Annotated in this window: 12 protein-coding genes; 11 read left to right on the top strand and 1 reads right to left on the bottom strand. The window is 28.1% G+C overall.

Features of this window, described 5'->3' with window-relative positions:
• The first annotated feature begins 9 nt into the window (after window positions 1-9).
• The 7 genes from HCG76_RS06020 to HCG76_RS05995 all read left to right on the top strand — a co-directional run bounded on the left by HCG76_RS06020 (window position 10) and on the right by HCG76_RS05995 (window position 8,179).
• Window positions 10-993 carry an AAA family ATPase gene (locus HCG76_RS06020; protein ID WP_221699433.1) on the top strand — a complete coding sequence of 328 codons (984 nt, stop codon included), beginning with the start codon at window positions 10-12 and terminating at the stop codon, window positions 991-993.
• Between the two features lie 3 nt (window positions 994-996).
• On the top strand, window positions 997-1,881 hold the full coding sequence (locus HCG76_RS06015; protein ID WP_221699434.1) for a DUF58 domain-containing protein: 885 nt from the start codon (window positions 997-999) through the stop codon (window positions 1,879-1,881).
• A gap of 13 nt (window positions 1,882-1,894) precedes the next feature.
• Window positions 1,895-3,685 (top strand): vWA domain-containing protein, encoded by a 1,791-nt coding sequence (locus HCG76_RS06010; protein ID WP_221699435.1) that lies wholly within the window; start codon window positions 1,895-1,897, stop codon window positions 3,683-3,685.
• A 13-nt stretch (window positions 3,686-3,698) separates the two neighbouring features.
• Window positions 3,699-6,035: a VWA domain-containing protein gene (locus HCG76_RS06005; protein ID WP_260458046.1), complete on the top strand. Its 2,337-nt coding sequence runs from the start codon at window positions 3,699-3,701 to the stop codon at window positions 6,033-6,035.
• Window positions 6,036-6,221: 186 nt separating this feature from the next.
• A complete protein-coding gene (locus tag HCG76_RS18990) occupies window positions 6,222-6,497 on the top strand; it encodes a hypothetical protein (RefSeq protein ID WP_260458047.1) in 276 nt (91 codons plus the stop codon).
• Between the two features lie 202 nt (window positions 6,498-6,699).
• A complete protein-coding gene (locus tag HCG76_RS06000) occupies window positions 6,700-7,071 on the top strand; it encodes a GntR family transcriptional regulator (protein WP_221699436.1) in 372 nt (123 codons plus the stop codon).
• A 13-nt stretch (window positions 7,072-7,084) separates the two neighbouring features.
• On the top strand, window positions 7,085-8,179 hold the full coding sequence (locus HCG76_RS05995; protein ID WP_195514921.1) for a DUF5808 domain-containing protein: 1,095 nt from the start codon (window positions 7,085-7,087) through the stop codon (window positions 8,177-8,179).
• Between the two features lie 237 nt (window positions 8,180-8,416).
• On the opposite strand, the gene HCG76_RS05990 is transcribed toward HCG76_RS05995, so the two are convergent.
• Window positions 8,417-8,644, bottom strand: a complete 228-nt coding sequence (locus tag HCG76_RS05990) for a hypothetical protein (protein WP_221699437.1) — start codon at window positions 8,642-8,644, stop codon at window positions 8,417-8,419.
• Between the two features lie 486 nt (window positions 8,645-9,130).
• On the opposite strand from HCG76_RS05990, the gene HCG76_RS05985 reads away from it, so the two are divergent.
• The 4 genes from HCG76_RS05985 to HCG76_RS05970 all read left to right on the top strand — a co-directional run bounded on the left by HCG76_RS05985 (window position 9,131) and on the right by HCG76_RS05970 (window position 18,334).
• Entirely contained in the window at window positions 9,131-15,556 is a 6,426-nt protein-coding gene (locus tag HCG76_RS05985) for a beta-N-acetylglucosaminidase domain-containing protein (RefSeq protein ID WP_221699438.1), read from the top strand.
• Window positions 15,557-15,747: 191 nt separating this feature from the next.
• On the top strand, window positions 15,748-16,290 hold the full coding sequence (locus tag HCG76_RS05980; RefSeq protein ID WP_221699439.1) for a dihydrofolate reductase family protein: 543 nt from the start codon (window positions 15,748-15,750) through the stop codon (window positions 16,288-16,290).
• Window positions 16,291-16,505: 215 nt separating this feature from the next.
• Window positions 16,506-17,891 (top strand): APC family permease, encoded by a 1,386-nt coding sequence (locus tag HCG76_RS05975; protein WP_221699440.1) that lies wholly within the window; start codon window positions 16,506-16,508, stop codon window positions 17,889-17,891.
• Between the two features lie 56 nt (window positions 17,892-17,947).
• The gene (locus HCG76_RS05970; protein WP_221699441.1) at window positions 17,948-18,334 is read left to right on the top strand and encodes a hypothetical protein; all 387 of its coding nucleotides are present in this window, start codon (window positions 17,948-17,950) and stop codon (window positions 18,332-18,334) included.
• Window positions 18,335-18,399 lie beyond the last annotated feature (65 nt).

Raw genomic sequence — 18,399 nt, 5'->3', positions numbered from 1 at the left:
GTGATAATAATGGAAATAAATGAACAATCAATAATAAAGGTTTCAGAAAAAATAAAAAGATGTGAAGAGGAAATAGGAAAAGGGATAATAGGTCAAAAGGATACTATTAGAAATGTTTTAATAGCTATTTTTGCAGAAGGAAATGTTTTACTAGAAGGTATGCCTGGTATGGGTAAAACTCAATTAGTAAAAACAATAAGTAAGGTGTTAAACTTAGATTTTTCAAGAATACAATTTACTCCTGATTTAATGCCAGCAGACGTTGTAGGAACAAATATTGTAGTAAAAGAAAATGATAATACAGTATTTAAATTTGAAAAAGGACCTGTATTTACAAATTTATTATTAGCAGATGAAATTAATAGAGCAACGCCTAAAACTCAATCTGCTCTTTTAGAAGCAATGGGAGAAAAAACAGTAACAGTAGGAAAAATAACATATGAAATGCCAAAGCCATTTATGGTACTTGCAACACAAAACCCTATAGAGCAAGAAGGAACATATCCTCTTCCTGAAGCACAGCTTGATAGATTTTTATTTAAGTTAAATGTAGAATTCCCTAGTCTTGAAGAATTAAAGGATATTATGGATTTAACTTTAACAAATAATAGTCCAGAATTTAATAATGTCTTAGAAGGTAATGAAATATTAGAACTTAGAAGAATTATTAAAGAAATTAAAATAGCAGAACCAGTTAAGGAATATGCATTAAAGCTTATACTTGCAACTCATCCAGAACTACCAAATGGAGCAGAGATAGCTAAGCAATATGTAGAAGCAGGAGCAGGTCCAAGAGCAGCACAAGGTATAATTGCAGGAGCAAAGGTGAGAGCTGTAATGGAAGGTAGACTTAATGTATCTTTTGAAGATATAAAAGAACTAGCATATCCAGTATTAAGGCATAGAATTATTTTAAATTTTGATGCTATAACGGAAGGATTAAATGAAGAAGCTATAATTACTAAAATTTTAGAAGACTTAAAGGTAGTGTAAAAAATGAGCGAAAAGATGTTTAATGAGGACTTCTTTAAAAAGCTAAATAAAATTAATATGTATATAAATTTTAAGCTTAGTGGGGGAACTCAAGGAGGTCGTAAATCAAAGGCAAAAGGTGTATCTGTAGAGTTTTCAGATTATAGAGAGTATGCCTCAGGGGATGATTTTAGAAGAATAGACTGGAATGCTTATGGAAGATTTGATAAGTTTTTCGTAAAAGTTTTTATGGAAGAAAGAGAAGGGGTATTTAACTTCTTCATTGATAAAAGCAAATCTATGGATTATGGAAAAGATAATAAAAAAGATACAGCTTTAAAAATAGTGGCATCATTAAGTTATATTGCTTTAAATAATCTTGATAGAGTTAACATAAGTACTATGAATGATGGAATTGTAGAAAATTTAAAAACAAGTACTGGTAATAGAGGGTTTCAAAAAATACTAAGAGATTTAGAAGCCTTAGAGTTTAATGGAACTACAGATTTAGCTAAAAGTATAAAGAAAAGACCTTTAAATTTAAGAGGAATATCTATTGTAGTTTCAGATTTTTTAAATAACTCAGGTCTTGAAAGCTTAGAAGATGGGTTAAAGTATTTAGCTTATAAAAAGCAAGAAATAATATTAGTGCAAGTGTTATGTGAAGAAGAAATAAATCCAGAGTTTAATAATGAAATTACACTTATAGATAGCGAAACAGGAGAAAATATTAAGCTTAGTGTAACACCATCATTGATTAAGGATTATAAAGAAACCTTAAAAAATTATAATGAACAAATTGAGAATTTAGCTAGAAAATATGGTGGAAAGCTAATAACTGTTAATTCATCTATGAATATAGAGGAAATAATATTAAGTGAATTTAGTAAACGAAAAGTATTATATTAGAGGGGGAGATATTATGGGTTTTACTAATTTGTGGCCATTATTTTTACTTTTAACTATTCCTCCAGTAATAATGCTTTATGTATTAAAGAGAAAGTATAAGGAAGAAGTTATATCCTCATCTTTGTTATGGAAGGAAGTATATAAAAATACTAGAGCCAATACACCTTGGGAAAAGTTTAAAAAGAACATAATGTTATTATTACAAATTTTAATTATATTAAGTGTAATATTAGCACTTATGAGTCCATTTTTAAATTTTGGTGGAAAGTCATATAAAAATGTAATTATGGTAATAGACAATAGTGCTAGTATGAATACATTATATAATGATAAAAATACTAGACTAGATCAGGCAAAAACTCTTGCAAAGGAATATTTGAATAGTACAAAGGATGGTACTAATGCTTATGTAATCTCTTACGATAGTACATCTAATTTACTTTTAAATGGTGATTTCAATAAGGGTAATGCGGAAAATATAATAGATAAAATTAAAAGTACCTATGCAAGTGGTGATATAAGTGATGTTGTATCTTTTGTTAAAGCTATAGGGGATGGTATCGGAGAAGGATATGAAGCTTTAGTTTTTACAGATAAAGAAATATCACTTCAGGATTTGGAAGGAAAAATAGTTTATTTAGGTAATAGCGGATTAAATGCTTCTGTAGATAATGTATCTCATAAGTTTGTAGATAATAAGGTTAAAGTTATAGCTAATGTTACTAATAATGGAGATAGTTTATATGATGGAGATTTCTCTTTATATAATGGTGAAGAATTAGCAGCTGTAGAAAATATAAGTCTTCAAATAGGAGAAACTAAAACATTATCCTTTGAGCTAGATTCTATAAATGGAGATTACTTAAAAGGTGAATTATCAAGAAAAGATATATTAATGGAAGATAATACTTATTATCATGTATTAAGTGAAAATAAAGTTAAAAAGATATTATTAGTTACACAAGAAAATGTATTTTTAGAAAAAGCCTTTAGTGTTATAGAAAATACAGAAATTTATAAAACTAACGATGCAAGTAATATAAGCAGCACCGATGATTTTGATCTTTATATATTTGATAATATTATGCCAGAATCAATTCCAGCTAAAGGAAGCTTATTATTTATAAATCCTAAGTCTAATGAATTATTTAATGTGTTAAAGGGTGGAGAAATAGGGCAGGCAACAGCAGTTAAGGGTTCAGTTTCTTCATATTTAGAAGATACACAGTTTACATTATCAGAGTATAACACTATAGAAACACCATACTATGGTACAAATATTTTAACTGTGGATAATAATTCAATAGGATTTAAAGGTGAATTAAATGATAGAAAAATAGCAGCATTATCTTTTGATTTACATTCAAGTGATTTTGCTCTTAAAAAGGAGTTTCCTATTCTTGTATATGAACTTGGAGAAGATTTAATTTCTACAGGAATGGTATATAGTAATAACTTTAAAGCTGGAGAAAAAATAGTAGTTAAATCTTCAGATTATGAAAGTGAAATAAATGTTACTTATCCAAATGGAGAAATTAAAGGAATTAAATCAGGTGATGAAGTACATGGAGAAAAAGCTTTAGGTATATATAAATTAGAACAAAATGATAATAAAGAAAGCTTTTCTGTTAACTTTCCAACAAGTAGTGAAAGTAATACATCAGTAGCAGCAGTTGGAGAAAATGAAAATATAGTTAATGGAGAAAATTCATTAAAAAGTGGAATTAAGTTAACACCATTATTTATATTATTATCAATAATAATAGTAGCTATTGAATGGATATTCTACAAGAAAGGTAATTAGGAGGAGAAAAGTTATGAAATTTGATATAGGAAATCTTTACTTTTTAATATTAATTCCAATACTTATCTTCTTCATTTATTACAGTGTTAAGAAGTTTAAAAACAATAATAAAAATGAAGTGTTAATATTAATAAGCAGAATAGTTATTTTTACTCTGATGCTTTTATCTTTTGCAAATATAACAATAAGTATTAAGGGGAAGAATATCTCTACAGTATTTTTATTAGATGTATCAGAAAGTATAAGTTCTTTTAAAGATAGTGGAGAAAACTTTATAAATAGTGCTTTAGAGATAATGCCAAAGGGAAATAAAGCTGGAGTAATATTATTTGGAGATAATGCAAAGGTAGATAAAGTTATAGATAATAAAAAACTGTATAAAGGGTTAAGTTCAACTCCAATAAGTACAGCAACTAATATTCAAGCAGCAGTAGAAAGTGCAATAACATTATTTGAAGATGGTACATCAAAAAGAATAGTACTTATAACTGATGGTGAAGAAAATAAGGGAGATATATTAAAATCTATTCCACTAATTAATGCAGAAAATATAGACTTAAAGGTATATAAGGTTACAGGAGAAAGCGGTAATGAAATTTATGTAGATAATGTAACTATACCTGATAATATATCTATTGGAGAAGAATTTTCAGTACAAATAGATTTAGAGTCTAATTATAATGCTTCTGCAAAACTTACTCTTTTTAGCGGAAGAGAAAAGGTTGGAGAGCAGACTGTAGAAGTAAAAAAAGGAAGTAATTCTTTCATATTTAGAGATGTACAAAATAGTGGAGGCTTTAAAAGTTATAGGGTTACTGTAGAAGCAGAAGGTGATACAAATAAAGTTAATAATGAGTATAGTGCCTTTACAAATGTAGTAGATAAACCTAATATTTTAATAATAAATGGAGTAAAGGGTGATTCTACAGCACTAGAAGAAATATTAAAAAATGGTGGAGCTAATATAAAAACAATTAGTCCAGCATCATCACCAAGTACATTAAATGAATTGTTAGAATATAAGTCAGTAGTTTTAAATAATGTTTATAAAGATGATTTAACTAATGGATTTATGGAGAATATAGAAAGCTATGTAAAGGACTATGGTGGCGGAGTTGTAACCTTTGGTGGAGAGGATTCCTATGCTCTTGGAGGATATAAGGATACAGCTTTAGAAACAATTCTCCCTGTAAACATGGATAAGAAGGGTAAAAACGAAGTGCCTTCAATAAGTATTAACTTAATAATAGATAAGTCAGGTAGTATGAGTTCAGAGGGTGGAGGAGTTAGTAAGCTAACACTAGCTAAGGAAGCTGCAATGAAGGCTATAGATAATTTAAGAGAAATTGATGATATTTCTGTAATAGCCTTTGATGATACTTATGATGTTGTAGTTCCTACTCAAAAGGTTACTGATAAGGACTATATAAAAGAGCTTATATCAGGAATACAAATAAGAGGTGGAACATCTATATATCCTGCACTTGAAAAAGGTTATAATCTTCAAAGTGAAAGTGAGGCAAAAATAAAACATACTATACTTTTAACTGATGGGCAGGATTCCATTCCTTATTCAACTTATGAACAGCTTTTAAGAAAGTTTAATAATGATAATATATCATTATCAACAGTTGCAGTAGGAAGTGATTCAAATTCAGGATTATTAACACAGTTAGCAGAAAATTGTAATGGAAGAAGTTATTATACTGATATATATACTGATATTCCAAGAATATTTGCTCAAGAAGTATTAATGTCAGTTGGAACTTATATAATAAATGAAGAATTTACTCCAAGTATAGTAAGTAATCATGAAGTATTAGCAGGTGTACAAACTTCAGAAGGAATTCCATCATTGCTTGGATATATAGGTACATCTTTAAAGGATGATGCAATTGAAATATTAAGTTCTAATAGAGATGAGCCAATACTTGCAGTAAGACAATATGGAATAGGGAAAACTGTGAGCTTTACAAGTGATATTGATGGAAGCTTTAGTAAAAATTATTTAACTTGGGAATATGGACCTCAATTAATTAAAAATATAGTTTATTATGCAATACCATCTTATGGTGAAGAGGGACATTTATCTATAACTCAAGATGGTAATGAAGCTAAGGTTGAGTACTATAATGATAATGTTGATTCTAATACTAAAGTAACAGGTGTTTATAATGGAGAGGATGGTACACAAGGAGAGTTTACATTAACTCAAAGTGAACCAGGGAAATTTGAAGCTAATGTTCCACTAAGTGAGCTAGGATTTTATAATTTTAACATTAGACAACAAGATGGAGAAAATATAACTAGTACTTATAAAGGAGCCTTTGCACTTAAATATTCTGATTAATATAAGTTTAATACTAATTCAGTTAAGTTAGATTCTCTTGTAAGTGAAACTGATGGGAATTTTATAAATAAGCCTGAAGAAGTTTTTGAAGGAAAACTTGAAAAGGAATATAAGAAGATTAATTTAACTAATTTACTTCTTATATTAGCATTAATATTATTCTTATCTGATATAGCTTATAGAAGATTGAATTTAGATTTTTCTAAGTATATTAAGATTGGTATTAGAAATAAGAAAAAGAAAACTAATGAAAAGAATTTTGTGAAGAAAGAATTAGCAGTAGAAAAAGAAGTTGATAATGCAAGAACTACTGAGAAATCTAGCGATTCTTTAAAAGGTGAAGTTAAGAAAAAAGAGAAAAAGCGTAAGCTTAAAAAAGAGAAGAGGGTAGAGAAATCAAGATCTCAAACTCTTGACACTAATGCATTGCTTAAAAAGAAAAAGGATAGAAATGGGGTATAATTAATACCACAGAGATAAGAAAAAATTCATTTCCTCTGGGAAAAAACTGCTGCAAAGTATATGATTTTGCTGCAGTTTTTTTATTGAGTTATTTATTTTCTAGATAAAATCTTAAAAGGAAGTAAAAGTTTTTTGTAAATATTGAATAATTATTATATTTGTTATATATTATATATAACAAATATAATAAAGGAGGGGAAATATGTTCTTAGTATTAGAATTTGATAGTGAAGTTCCGATTTATTTGCAGATAAGAAATAAGATAGTTGAAGAAATAGCTAATGGAGAATTGATAGATGGTCAAAAGCTTCCATCAGTAAGGGAAATGGCTTCTGGAACAGAGGTAAATCTTCATACAGTAAATAAGGCTTATAACTTATTAAAGGATGAAGGATTTGTTACAGTAGATAGGCGTAAAGGCGTATTGATAAAAGTAAAAGAAGCTAAAGATGATGAGATATTCATGGGAAAATATAAGGAAAAAATAAGAGAGATAATTTTAGAAGGTAAGGCAAAAGCTCTTAATAAAGAAGAAATACTAGATTTAGTAAAGAGTGTATTAGATATATTATAAGGGGGAAATGGTAATGGAGAGGATTTTAATGCTAATAGTATTAACATTAGTTATAATAGTGCAATTTTATACAATAAGTATATTGCCTATTAAAGGAAATAAACAATTACTTTTAGGATGTGTTGTTACTGAAGAAATAAGAAATAATATTGAAACAAAAGAATTAATTAAAAGATTTAAGATAATTAATATAATTATTATGATAGTTTCAGAAGTCATTCTAATTTTAGGGTGTTTAAGGAATAGTGAATTAATAATGACTATAGCAATATTTTTTGCAATAATTGTTTCTAGTATATCTTATGGAGTTCATAATACTAAAATGAGAAAGATAAAAAGTATAATGGGCGGATTAAAAAGTAAAAAGCAAGTAACTGTTTTTGAAATAGAAAAAATAAAGTTTAATAAAAGAAATATTATTATAGATATAGTTTTAGCATTAGTATTTATACTGGGAAATATATATTTTACTGTATCAAAATATGATTTATTACCTAATAAAATTGCTACTAATTTTGATATTATGGGAAATGCAACCTATTATTCAGAAAAGAATATAGGAACTTTTTTATCATTAATTATTTCAATTGTTTTTATATCAGTAATATTTATATTTGCTGAATATATAATAAGAAGTACTAAATTAAGAATTGACCCTAGAAATGTTGAAAGGTCTAGGGAAGGAAATATTAAATATAGAAATCTTCTATCCAATACTATGATTTGGGCAGAAATAGTTAGTTTATTATTATTAACAATAGGAAATTTGGTTTTATTACAAGTTATAGATATGAATATTATTATAGTAAGCATTAATTTAATATGTATGATTTTACTAATTGGAGTTTTAGTAATATTTATTATAAAAGCTAATAAAATTAGATTTAATTATAAAATAGAAAAAGATACTGTTGTGCAAAAAGATGATGACGATAAATGGATATTTGGATTAATTTATTATAATAAGGAAGATCCTAGAGTAAATGTTGAAAAGAGATTTGGCATAGGGTATACAGTTAATGCAGGTACGCCAATAGGTATGGCAATATATATTGGAACAGTAATATTATTAATTGCAGTATTAGCATTATCTTCAGTGGCTAAATAGTTAAGACTTTGTAAGTGAGGTACAAATGAGAAAAGTAGTATTATATATTGCAAAAAATTTAGATGCATATATAGCAGATTCTATTAATTAGTACTAGAAATTATAATGGAATATTAGATTTACAGTATAGATGTAGAAAATCTAGTCATTAAAAATTTTAATAGAAAAACTGTTGCAAAGTTAAGAAATGCAACAGTTTTTCTGTTTTATTACTAAATTTTTTCATAAACATACTTATTAGCTAACTTTTTTGTGAGCAGCTTTAGCAGCTTCTTCTCTATGCTTTCTAGAATACCAATCTTCACAAATATTATCAAATTCTTCTTCACTTAAATCAGGTTTAGAAAGCATTGAAGTATAAGGTGCATATTTTTTAGTAGTATCATAATATTTATCAACTAATATATGATCCTTTTTATATTCAAATTTATAGTCCTCATGTTTATCATAATTATAGATTGTCATAAAATCACTCTCTTTCATTAATTTAAATTTTATTACAATAAATTTATTTGACTATTATAAGGACTTACTACTTTTAACTAGTATGAGTAGTGAGTTCTTTTTACTTTGTGTACATCTCTTATTTCTTTGTACAAGTATATTATATGCTCAAAGTCAAGAAAGGTCAAAAATGTAACAGTGATAACTAAAGCTTGATAGTGAGAAAATCAAAACTTTAATTTAATAATAGTTAAGTTTTAAAAAAATATTATAATATTTAGAGATAAATGCCTTGATTTGGGAAAATGATGAAATTGTTTTTAAGTTTTTTTGTAGTTTCTTATAGGTAATTTATATTTAGTAATATTGAGAAATATTATTGATTTCTTGCGGATTTAAATATGCATATGTAAATGTTTACCAAAAAAGAGTTATAATTAAATTTGGTATAAAGTATTAATTAAAAGTTAACTTTTAATTTATTATGTTAAAAAGTAGGGGGAGAAAATGAGGAGAGAGATGTTAAAGAGGTTGCTAGCAACAACAATGGCTAGTGTATTTATTATTAATGGGATGACTATAACCAAGGTAGATGCATTTACTGATAAGAATAATCAAGTAAATATATCATTACCTAAATTAAATCCTGTTCCTGAAAATATGCAAGTTAATGAGGGAATATTAACAATTACTTCAACAGTTAATTTACAAGGTCAAGATTTGGCTGATGAAGATGCAATAAGAACTCTAAAAGAGTTTTTAAGCCAAAATAATATTGTAATTAATGAAACATATGATGAAGCATCAACTACATTAATAATTGGTGAGGTAGAAGATGATATTAAAGAAATGGATGAAGCTAAAGAAAGAATCGGAGTTTCAGCTACTGAGAGCTTAAAAGAAGAAGGGTATGTACTTGCTGTTGACTCTAATGATGGTAATAGTGGAACTATTTTAATTGAAGGTAAAGATGAAGATGGTACTTTCTACGGTGTTCAAACATTAACACAGTTGATTTCTAATAATGGAAGTGATGTATATTCTAATGATGTTATTATAAGTGATGAGCCAACTATGAAAACAAGAGGTATAGTTGAAGGATTTTATGGAACACCTTGGACTCATCAAGATAGATTAGATCAAATAGAGTTCTATGGAGAAAATAAGATGAACACATACATCTATGCTCCAAAAGATGATCCATATCATAGAGAAAGGTGGAGAGAGCCATATCCAGAAAGTGAAATGGCAAGAATGAATGAGCTTATTCAAACATCAAATGATAATAAAGTTGATTTTGTTTTTGCAATTTCTCCAGGTATAGATATTAGATTTGATGGTGATGGAGGAGAATCAGATTTCCAAGCATTAGTAAGTAAATGTGAATCACTATATAATATGGGAGTTAGAAGCTTTGCTATATTATTTGATGATATAAGTAATAAGGATGGAGTTAAACAGGCAGAGTTATTAAATAGATTTAACAATGAGTTTGTTAAAGTAAAAGGTGATGTTAAGCCACTTATAACTGTTCCAACAGAATATGATACTCATGCAATGGGAACAATTGATGAATTAACTAAATATACAAGAGATTTTTCATCAACATTAAGTAGTGACATAATGGTAATGTGGACAGGTCCTGTAGTTGTATCAGAGGGAATAGATTTAGAAAATGCTAATTTTGTAAACTCTGTATATGGAAAGCGAATGGGTATATGGTGGAATTATCCGGTTACTGATTATATGAAGGAAAAATTAGCTTTAGGACCAATATATAATGCAGATAAAGCATTGGAGGGACAAATAGATTTCTTTACTATGAATCCAATGGAACATGCAGAACTTTCAAAAATAACATTAGCAACAGGTGCAGATTATTCATGGAATACATCTGATTATGATTCTCAAGAGTCTTGGAAAAAATCAATAGAAAAGATGTATGGGGAGTTAGCTCCATATATGATAACTTTTGCAGATCATTCATCAAGAATGGAAGCAAGTTGGGCTTCTACTGGTAGAGGCGATGCACCAGAAGTAAGACAAACTATGGATGAATTTCTTAGAAAAATAGTTAAAGGTGAAGACGTTACTTCTGAAATTGAAATATTAAATAAAGAATTTAATGATATGATTGAAGCTGCTAATGTGTTAAAAGAAAAATTACCTAGTAATGTATTATCTCATTGTAATGAAAACTTAGATAAATTAAAGCTTTTAGGAGAAAATGATAAAATAGCTTTAGATTATTTAATAGCAAAGAGAGATAAAAATACGTCAGAAGTAGAAAGATTAGAAGCTTTATTAAGGGGAAATTTATCAAGTTTAAATAGTGGAAAGAAGCTTTCAGAAAAGACTGCATTAGCATTTATAACTGAAGCTTTAAATAGTGATTTTAATGCAAAGGCTAACTTTGATGTTTCAAGTACTTTTGTAGCGCCAGGACAAGAAGTTAAATTTACAAATTTAAGTTCAATGGCATCATCAGAATTTGAATGGACATTTAAAGGGGCAAATATTGAAACTAGCACTGAAGAAAGTCCAACTGTAGTTTATGAAAAAGAAGGAATATATTCAGTAACTTTAAAGGCCAAAAACGCATTAGGTAAGGATGTTATTGTTAAGGAAGGATTAATTACAGTTTCAAATTTTGCAAATACTGAAAAGGTTAACCTTGCTTTAGGAAAATCAGTAAGTGCATCAAGTTCAGTAGCTGCATCAGAATCTGCTGAAAAAGCTGTTGATGGAAAAACAAATACAAAGTGGTGCGCTAATAGTGGAAGTACACATACTTTAACTATAGACTTAGGCAAGGTAGATACGGTTACTGATATAGTTATAAAACATTCAGAAGCAGGTGGAGAAGCCGCTTCAATGAATACAAAGGAATATAGAGTTCTAACTAGTGTAGATGGAAGTAATTACAAGGAAGTAGTAAACGTTAAAAATAATACTGCTGGAGTTACTACTGATAGAATTCCTGTAACTAAAGCTAAATATGTTAAATTAATTGTAGATAAGCCAACTCAAGGTAGTGATAATGCTGCAAGAATTTACGAAGTAGAAGTAATGGGAGTTGAAGATGATATTAAATTGCCACCTGTATATGTAGAGCCGGGTGAAGAAAAAGAACCTATAGTTTATCCAGCACCACAAGAAACTAAATATATATCAGAAGAAGGTATGGAGTTACAAGGTGAAGTTAATGTTGTAGTTCATGGAGAACAAGAAAAACAAACACTAGGAAAGTTAGAAGCTATATTAAATGAAAATGATATAGAATATAGTTTATCAGAGGAAGTTTCAGCTGATAAAGCTAATATAATATTAACTTCAGATAAAGAGCATTGTGAAAATTGTTCTGATTCAGAAATATTATCTAATGAAGCATTAAATAATAAAGAAGGATATGTAATTAAAGCTACTGATGATGAAAATCAAAAAGGAAATATATCTATAATTGCCTCTGATAAAGATGGAGCATATTATGGAGTATTATCTTTAGGACAAATGCTAGAAAAAAGAGAAGATAATAAAATTGCAGAGGTAGTAATTGCTGACTATCCAGAAATAGAATTTAGAGGATTTATTGAAGGATTCTATGGAACGCCATGGAGTCATGAAGATAGAATAAGTCTTATGAAAGATACTAGTGAATATAAGATGAACACTTATATTTATGCTCCAAAGGATGATCCATATCATAGGAGTAATTGGAAGGATTTATATCCAGAAAAAGAGGCTAAGCAAATACAAGAGCTTGCACAAGCTGGAACAGAAAATAATGTTAATTTCTGTTGGACAATCCATCCAGGAGCAACATTAAAATTCACTGAAGCTGACTTTGATGCTCTTATAGCAAAATATGAGCAATTATATGATTTAGGAGTAAGACAATTTGGTGTTTTATTTGATGATACAGATGATTGGACTAATGGTAGAAAGCAAGCAGAATGGATAAATAGAATTGATACTGAATTTGTAAAAGCTAAGGGTGATGTTGCACCTATGATAGTTATTTCAGCAAGATATAACTCAGCATGGGGACCAAGCATGAATAATTACTTTAAGCCTTTTATGCAAACTTTACATTCTGATATCCAAGTAATGTGGACAGGTCATGCTACAATGTCTAATATATCTAAGGATGTAATGGAGTGGCCAAAGACTCAAACTGGAGTAGATAAGGATTTAGCAGTTTGGTGGAATTATCCAGTTAATGACTACTGTGATTCAAGAATCCTTATGGCACCATTACACAATTTAAATACAGATTTAGATAATGTTAGTGGATTCTTCTCAAATCCTATGAATCAAGCTGAAGCTTCTAAGGTTGCTTTATATAGTATAGCTGATTATACTTGGAATACTGATGAATTTGATTATATGAAGAGCTGGGAAACTTCAATAGAAAAGCTTGTTCCAGAAATAAAAGAAGAGTTTATGAGATTTGCAAGCAATACATGTTATTTAAAAGATGATGGTGGAGCAAGCGGAGCTTTTGAATATGATGAGTCTTGGTATTTAAATGAAAAGATAGATGCATTAAAAAATGCAATTTCTAATAATGAATCAGTAATTGATAAAGCAAATGATTTATTAAATGAGTTTAATACTATTGTATCTGACTGTGAGATTATTAAAGAAAATATAAATAATGATAATTTACTTTCAGAAATTCAACCGTTTTTAAATTCATACAATGCTTTAGGTGAAGCAGGAGTAGCTGCAATGAAATCATTAATAGCTGCAGAAGAAGGTGAAATAGAAGAATGGCTTGATAATAATAATTTAGCTAGTGAAAAGCTAGATTTAATGAAGACATTCACTGTTGATAGATTAGAAGGTGAAAATATAACACCTTATGTAGTAGCTGTAGGTGAAAAGAGACTTAAGCCAATTGTAAATGAAGTTATAAATGTTTCAAGAGAGATAATTTCTAAGGCTATATTTAAAGAAATACCACCACAAGTTATATCATCAATAAAAGATTTAAATATTGATGTAAAATTTGAAAATGGAGAATATTCTATAGGTGAAATTAAAGCTTTAGAGCTTAATAAAGATGGATATATTGGAATAGCACTTCCTAAGGCAAATAAATTGTCAGAAGTTATCATTGAAGCAAATGATTATGAAGGGCTAGTACTTGAGTATTCACTAAATGGAATAGAGTGGTCTGAAGCTGAAACAACTGTTGCTGATGGTATAATGAAGACTAATAATAGCATAGCTGCAACTTTTGTTAGATTAGTAAATAAAGGTGATAATAATAAGACTATTGATATTAATACTTTTAAGACAACTCCAGTTTACAAGATGACACCAACTATATCTCAAAATATAGGAACTTATCAAAACTATAGTATTGATAAAGCACTAGATGGAGATAAGTCAACTAAATATTGGTCAGATAAAGCAACATCTGCAGGACATTATATACAAGTAGATTTAGGTAATAAAATACCTCTTTATGATATAAGTGCATATTTTGGTGGTACAGACTATATGAGAAATTCAGAGTATTTAATATCTGAAGACGGTATTAACTGGACTTCTTTAGGAGAATTACAATATACATCTGAAGGAGATAAAAAGATTGCTGCTGTAAATGCTAATGGTCAAATGGCAAGATATATTAAAATACAAGCAAATGGAGATAATTCAGGATGTTGGGTTCAATTATTTGAAGTAGAAGTAAATAAGACTGTACCTGATGCTGGTGATAATTATGTAGAGTTAGTAACTGGTGATTTAGAAGGAAGAGTAGATTATTTATATGATGGAGATTTATCTACTGCATTTGAATCTGAAATTAATAAAACTACTCAATCATTAGTTTACAAGATGACAAGAGTAACAAATGTAGGAAATATACTATTCTTACAAGATAAGGACAATATAAGTGAAGCTAAGGTAAGCGTTAAAAATATAAATGGTGTTTGGAAAAATGTTGGTGTATTAGGAAAGCAATTAAGTGATATAGATGTTAATGAGGATATCTTAGAAATTAAGCTAGAATTTGATATTAATAATCCATCACCAAAAATTTATGAAATAATAGTAAATGAAAATACTGAAGTTGATGAAGATGCATTTAAAGATCATTTACAAATTGCTGTTGATATGGCAAATGAAATTACTGATGAAGAATTAGAAAATGTTGTTCCTGTAGTTGTAGAAGAGTTCAAAGAAGCATTAGCTAAAGCAATAGAAGTTTTAAATAATCCTAGTGCAAATCAAGATCAAGTTAATGCTGCATTTGATAGACTTGCTGCTGCAATGCAAAAATTATCATTCTACAAGGGAGATAAAGAGCAATTAATTAATTTAAGAGATAGAATTAGTAAATTAAATAAGGATGAATTTATAACTTCAACTTGGAGTAAATTAGAAAGCGTACTAGCAGAAGTTAATGTTATTATTGACGATGCAAATGCTTTAGAAAATGAAGTAAAAGAAGGCTATAATAAATTAATGAGAGCTTATCTTGAATTAAGATTAAAGCCAAATAAGGATAAATTACAAGACTTAATTAACAAAGCAGAAGGCTTAAATCCAAGTAAATATACAAAAGAGAGCTATGGTAACGTAGTTAATGCATTAGAAATGGCAAAATTAGTATTTGCTAATGATGATGCTACTGAAGAGGAAGTTCATAATGCTAAGAGTGGTTTAGAATTAGCATTAGGTAGATTAGTTGAAAATACTACAGAGAAGCCAGAAGATAATAATACAAGTGATGATAAGAATGAATCAAATGATGGTTCTAATGCAGGTAATAATAGTAATACTGGAAATAGTAATAATAGTACTACTAATAATAATCAAGGAAATTTACCTAAAACAGGAGGAACTTCAGCTGGAGTAATTGGAGTTTTAGGTGCAATGATATCTGCAATAGGAGCAAGTTTATTTAAAAAAAGAAAATAGATAATTATTAATTTTAAAAGAGTGGAAAGTAGATAGATTTGTAGAATAAACAAATCTATCTGCTTTCTATTTTTTATTTAGTTATTAATTAAAAAGATTAAAAAACTTTTTATATTGCACTTATATACTTATTTAATATATAGTAAGAAAGACTAAGTTTAGTAGATATAAAATAGGGAGTAAAATTACAAATGAGAAAAGTAATATTATATATAGCAACAAGTTTAGATGGATATATTGCAGACTATAATGGAGATGTTAATTGGTTAAGTGGACAGGATCAATCCAATACTGAACAAGGAAGTTACCCAGAATTTATTGAAACAATTGATACTGTTATATTGGGATATAAAACTTATCACAAAGTAGTAACAGAATTATCGCCAGATATTTGGGTATATAAAGGGAAACAAAGTTATGTTATCACAAATAGAAATATAGAAAATAAAGAAGAAATAACTTTTACTAATAAGAATTTAGAAGAACTAATTTTAAATTTAAAAAAACAAGAAGGTAAAAATATTTGGATTTGTGGTGGAGCCTCAATAGTAAATCAATTATTGGAACTTAATTTAATAGATGAATTTTGTATATCAATAATACCTACAATTCTAGGTGATGGAATTTCTCTATTTGATAAGCATACTAAAGAAAGAAAACTAGAATTGGTTAGTACTAGAACTTATAATGGAATAGTAGATTTATGGTATAAGAATAGAAAAAGGAACTCTTAGTTGAGTTTCTTTTTCTATTTTATAAATAAGTTAAATTGCATTATAAAAAAATCTTTTTTATATATTCATCTTTTTTTATATTATTAAAAATTACAAAATTGTATTTTAAGAAGGGATTTATAAAAAAATAGCAATAAAAATATTTACATATAATGTAAATGTTGATAATCTATTTTTATAGAATAATATTTCTAAATATAATTATGGGGTGATGTATGTCTAATAAGTTACACAAAAAATATGGATTATTTACAGCTATAGCAATGGTAATAGGTATTGTTATAGGAAGTGGTGTATTTTTTAAAGCTGAAAAGGTTTTAACTGCTACTGGGGGCAATCTTTTTTTAGGAATTATAGCTTGGATTATTGGTGGTATTATTATGATTACATGTGCTTATACATTTTCTGTAATGGCAACTAAGTATGAGTATGTGAATGGTGTTGTAGATTATGCTGAAGCAACTATGGGAAAAACTTATGGGTATTATGTAGGGTGGTTTATGGCTGTTATTTATTATCCAACATTAACTTCAGTTTTAGCATGGGTTTCTGCTAGGTATACATGCGTGTTATTTGGATTTTCAATATCAGGTGGAGAATGTATGACCATTGCTTGTTTATATTTAGTAGGTGCTTTTGCAATTAACTCTTTATCACCAATTTTGGCAGGAAAATTTCAAGTCTGTACAACTGTTATTAAGTTGATACCATTATTATTAATGGCTGTAGTAGGAACTATTGTAGGCGTTATAAATGGAATGACATCTTATAATTTTCAAACCGTTGTAGAAAAGGTGGATATGGCAGGGGGTCTATTTACTGCAGTTGTTGCAACAGCTTTTGCATATGAAGGATGGATTATTGCAACCAGTATAAATGCGGAATTAAAAGATGCTAAAAGAAACTTACCATTAGCACTTATTATAGGAACTTTTGCTATAATGGTTGTTTATATTTTATATTATATTGGACTTGCTGGTGCAGTTCCTAATTCAGTTATGATGGCTGGTGGAGAATCAGGAGCTAAGCTTGCTTTTGAAAAGATATTCTCAAGTGTTGGAGGATCATTAATATTTGTATTTGTTATTATTTCGTGTTTAGGAACATTAAATGGATTAATGTTAGGTTGTACTAGAGGACTTTATTCAATAGCAGCAAGAGGATTAGGGCCAAAGCAAAAGGTATTTAAACAAGTAGATAATATCACAAATATGCCTACAAATTCTTCAGTTATAGGATTGTTGTTTTGTGGAGTATGGTTATTATTTTTCTATGGTTCTCAATTAACTGAAGGGTGGTTTGGATTTTTTAATTTTGATTCATCAGAATTACCTATAGTCACTATTTATGCAATGTATATTCCCATTTTTATTATGATGATTAAAAAGGAAACTAGTTTAGGAGTATTTAAGCGTTTTGTAATGCCTATACTTTCAATTATAGGATGTATATTTATGATTATTGCAGCTTGTTTCTCACATAAAATGCATGTTGTTGCTTATTTAATTGTTTTTGCAATAATAATGATTATAGGTTCAATAACGATAAATAAAAATAGAGATCATTTAGTTGATGAGCATAAAATAGTTAAAAATAAGTAGAATAGAGATATAAATAATCATAGGATAAATATATAGCAATTTAAGAGGAAGATCTTTTGAAAAAAAGAAAGAAAAAACATTGTAGTTTTAAAGATGATTGTAATTGTGATAAGTTTAGAGGGTTTGAACTTCCTCCTTGTGCAAGATATTTAGGAAGTGCTAATCCCATTGTAAAAGATGGAAAAATTGTATATAGAAATATTAATAGATTATATTTATTTTTATCATTTAATTATTCACAAATTAAGAGTCCAGTATATGAACCATTAAATCCGTTATCTTTTAATTCAAGATCAGATGGAAATTTACAAATTGAATTATATTGCTTTATTATAGGGTTATATATTAATGAGGTTGAAAAAGGCAATATAAGCTATGATAGCAGTGTGAAAATTCATGATGATAAGAATGCAGATGAGTTTATAAAAAAGGGAATCTGTTAAGCTGATATGAAAAAATAGCTTGATTTTTCATAGAATTGCTCGCTCTTTGAAAATTATATAAGTTT

The sequence above is a fragment of the Clostridium sp. K13 genome (assembly GCF_019734195.1).
In the GTDB taxonomy this organism is placed as follows: Bacteria; Bacillota; Clostridia; order Clostridiales; family Clostridiaceae; genus Clostridium.
The sequence above is the reverse complement of the archived record's forward strand: the minus strand, read 5'-3'. Positions and strand labels throughout refer to the sequence as shown.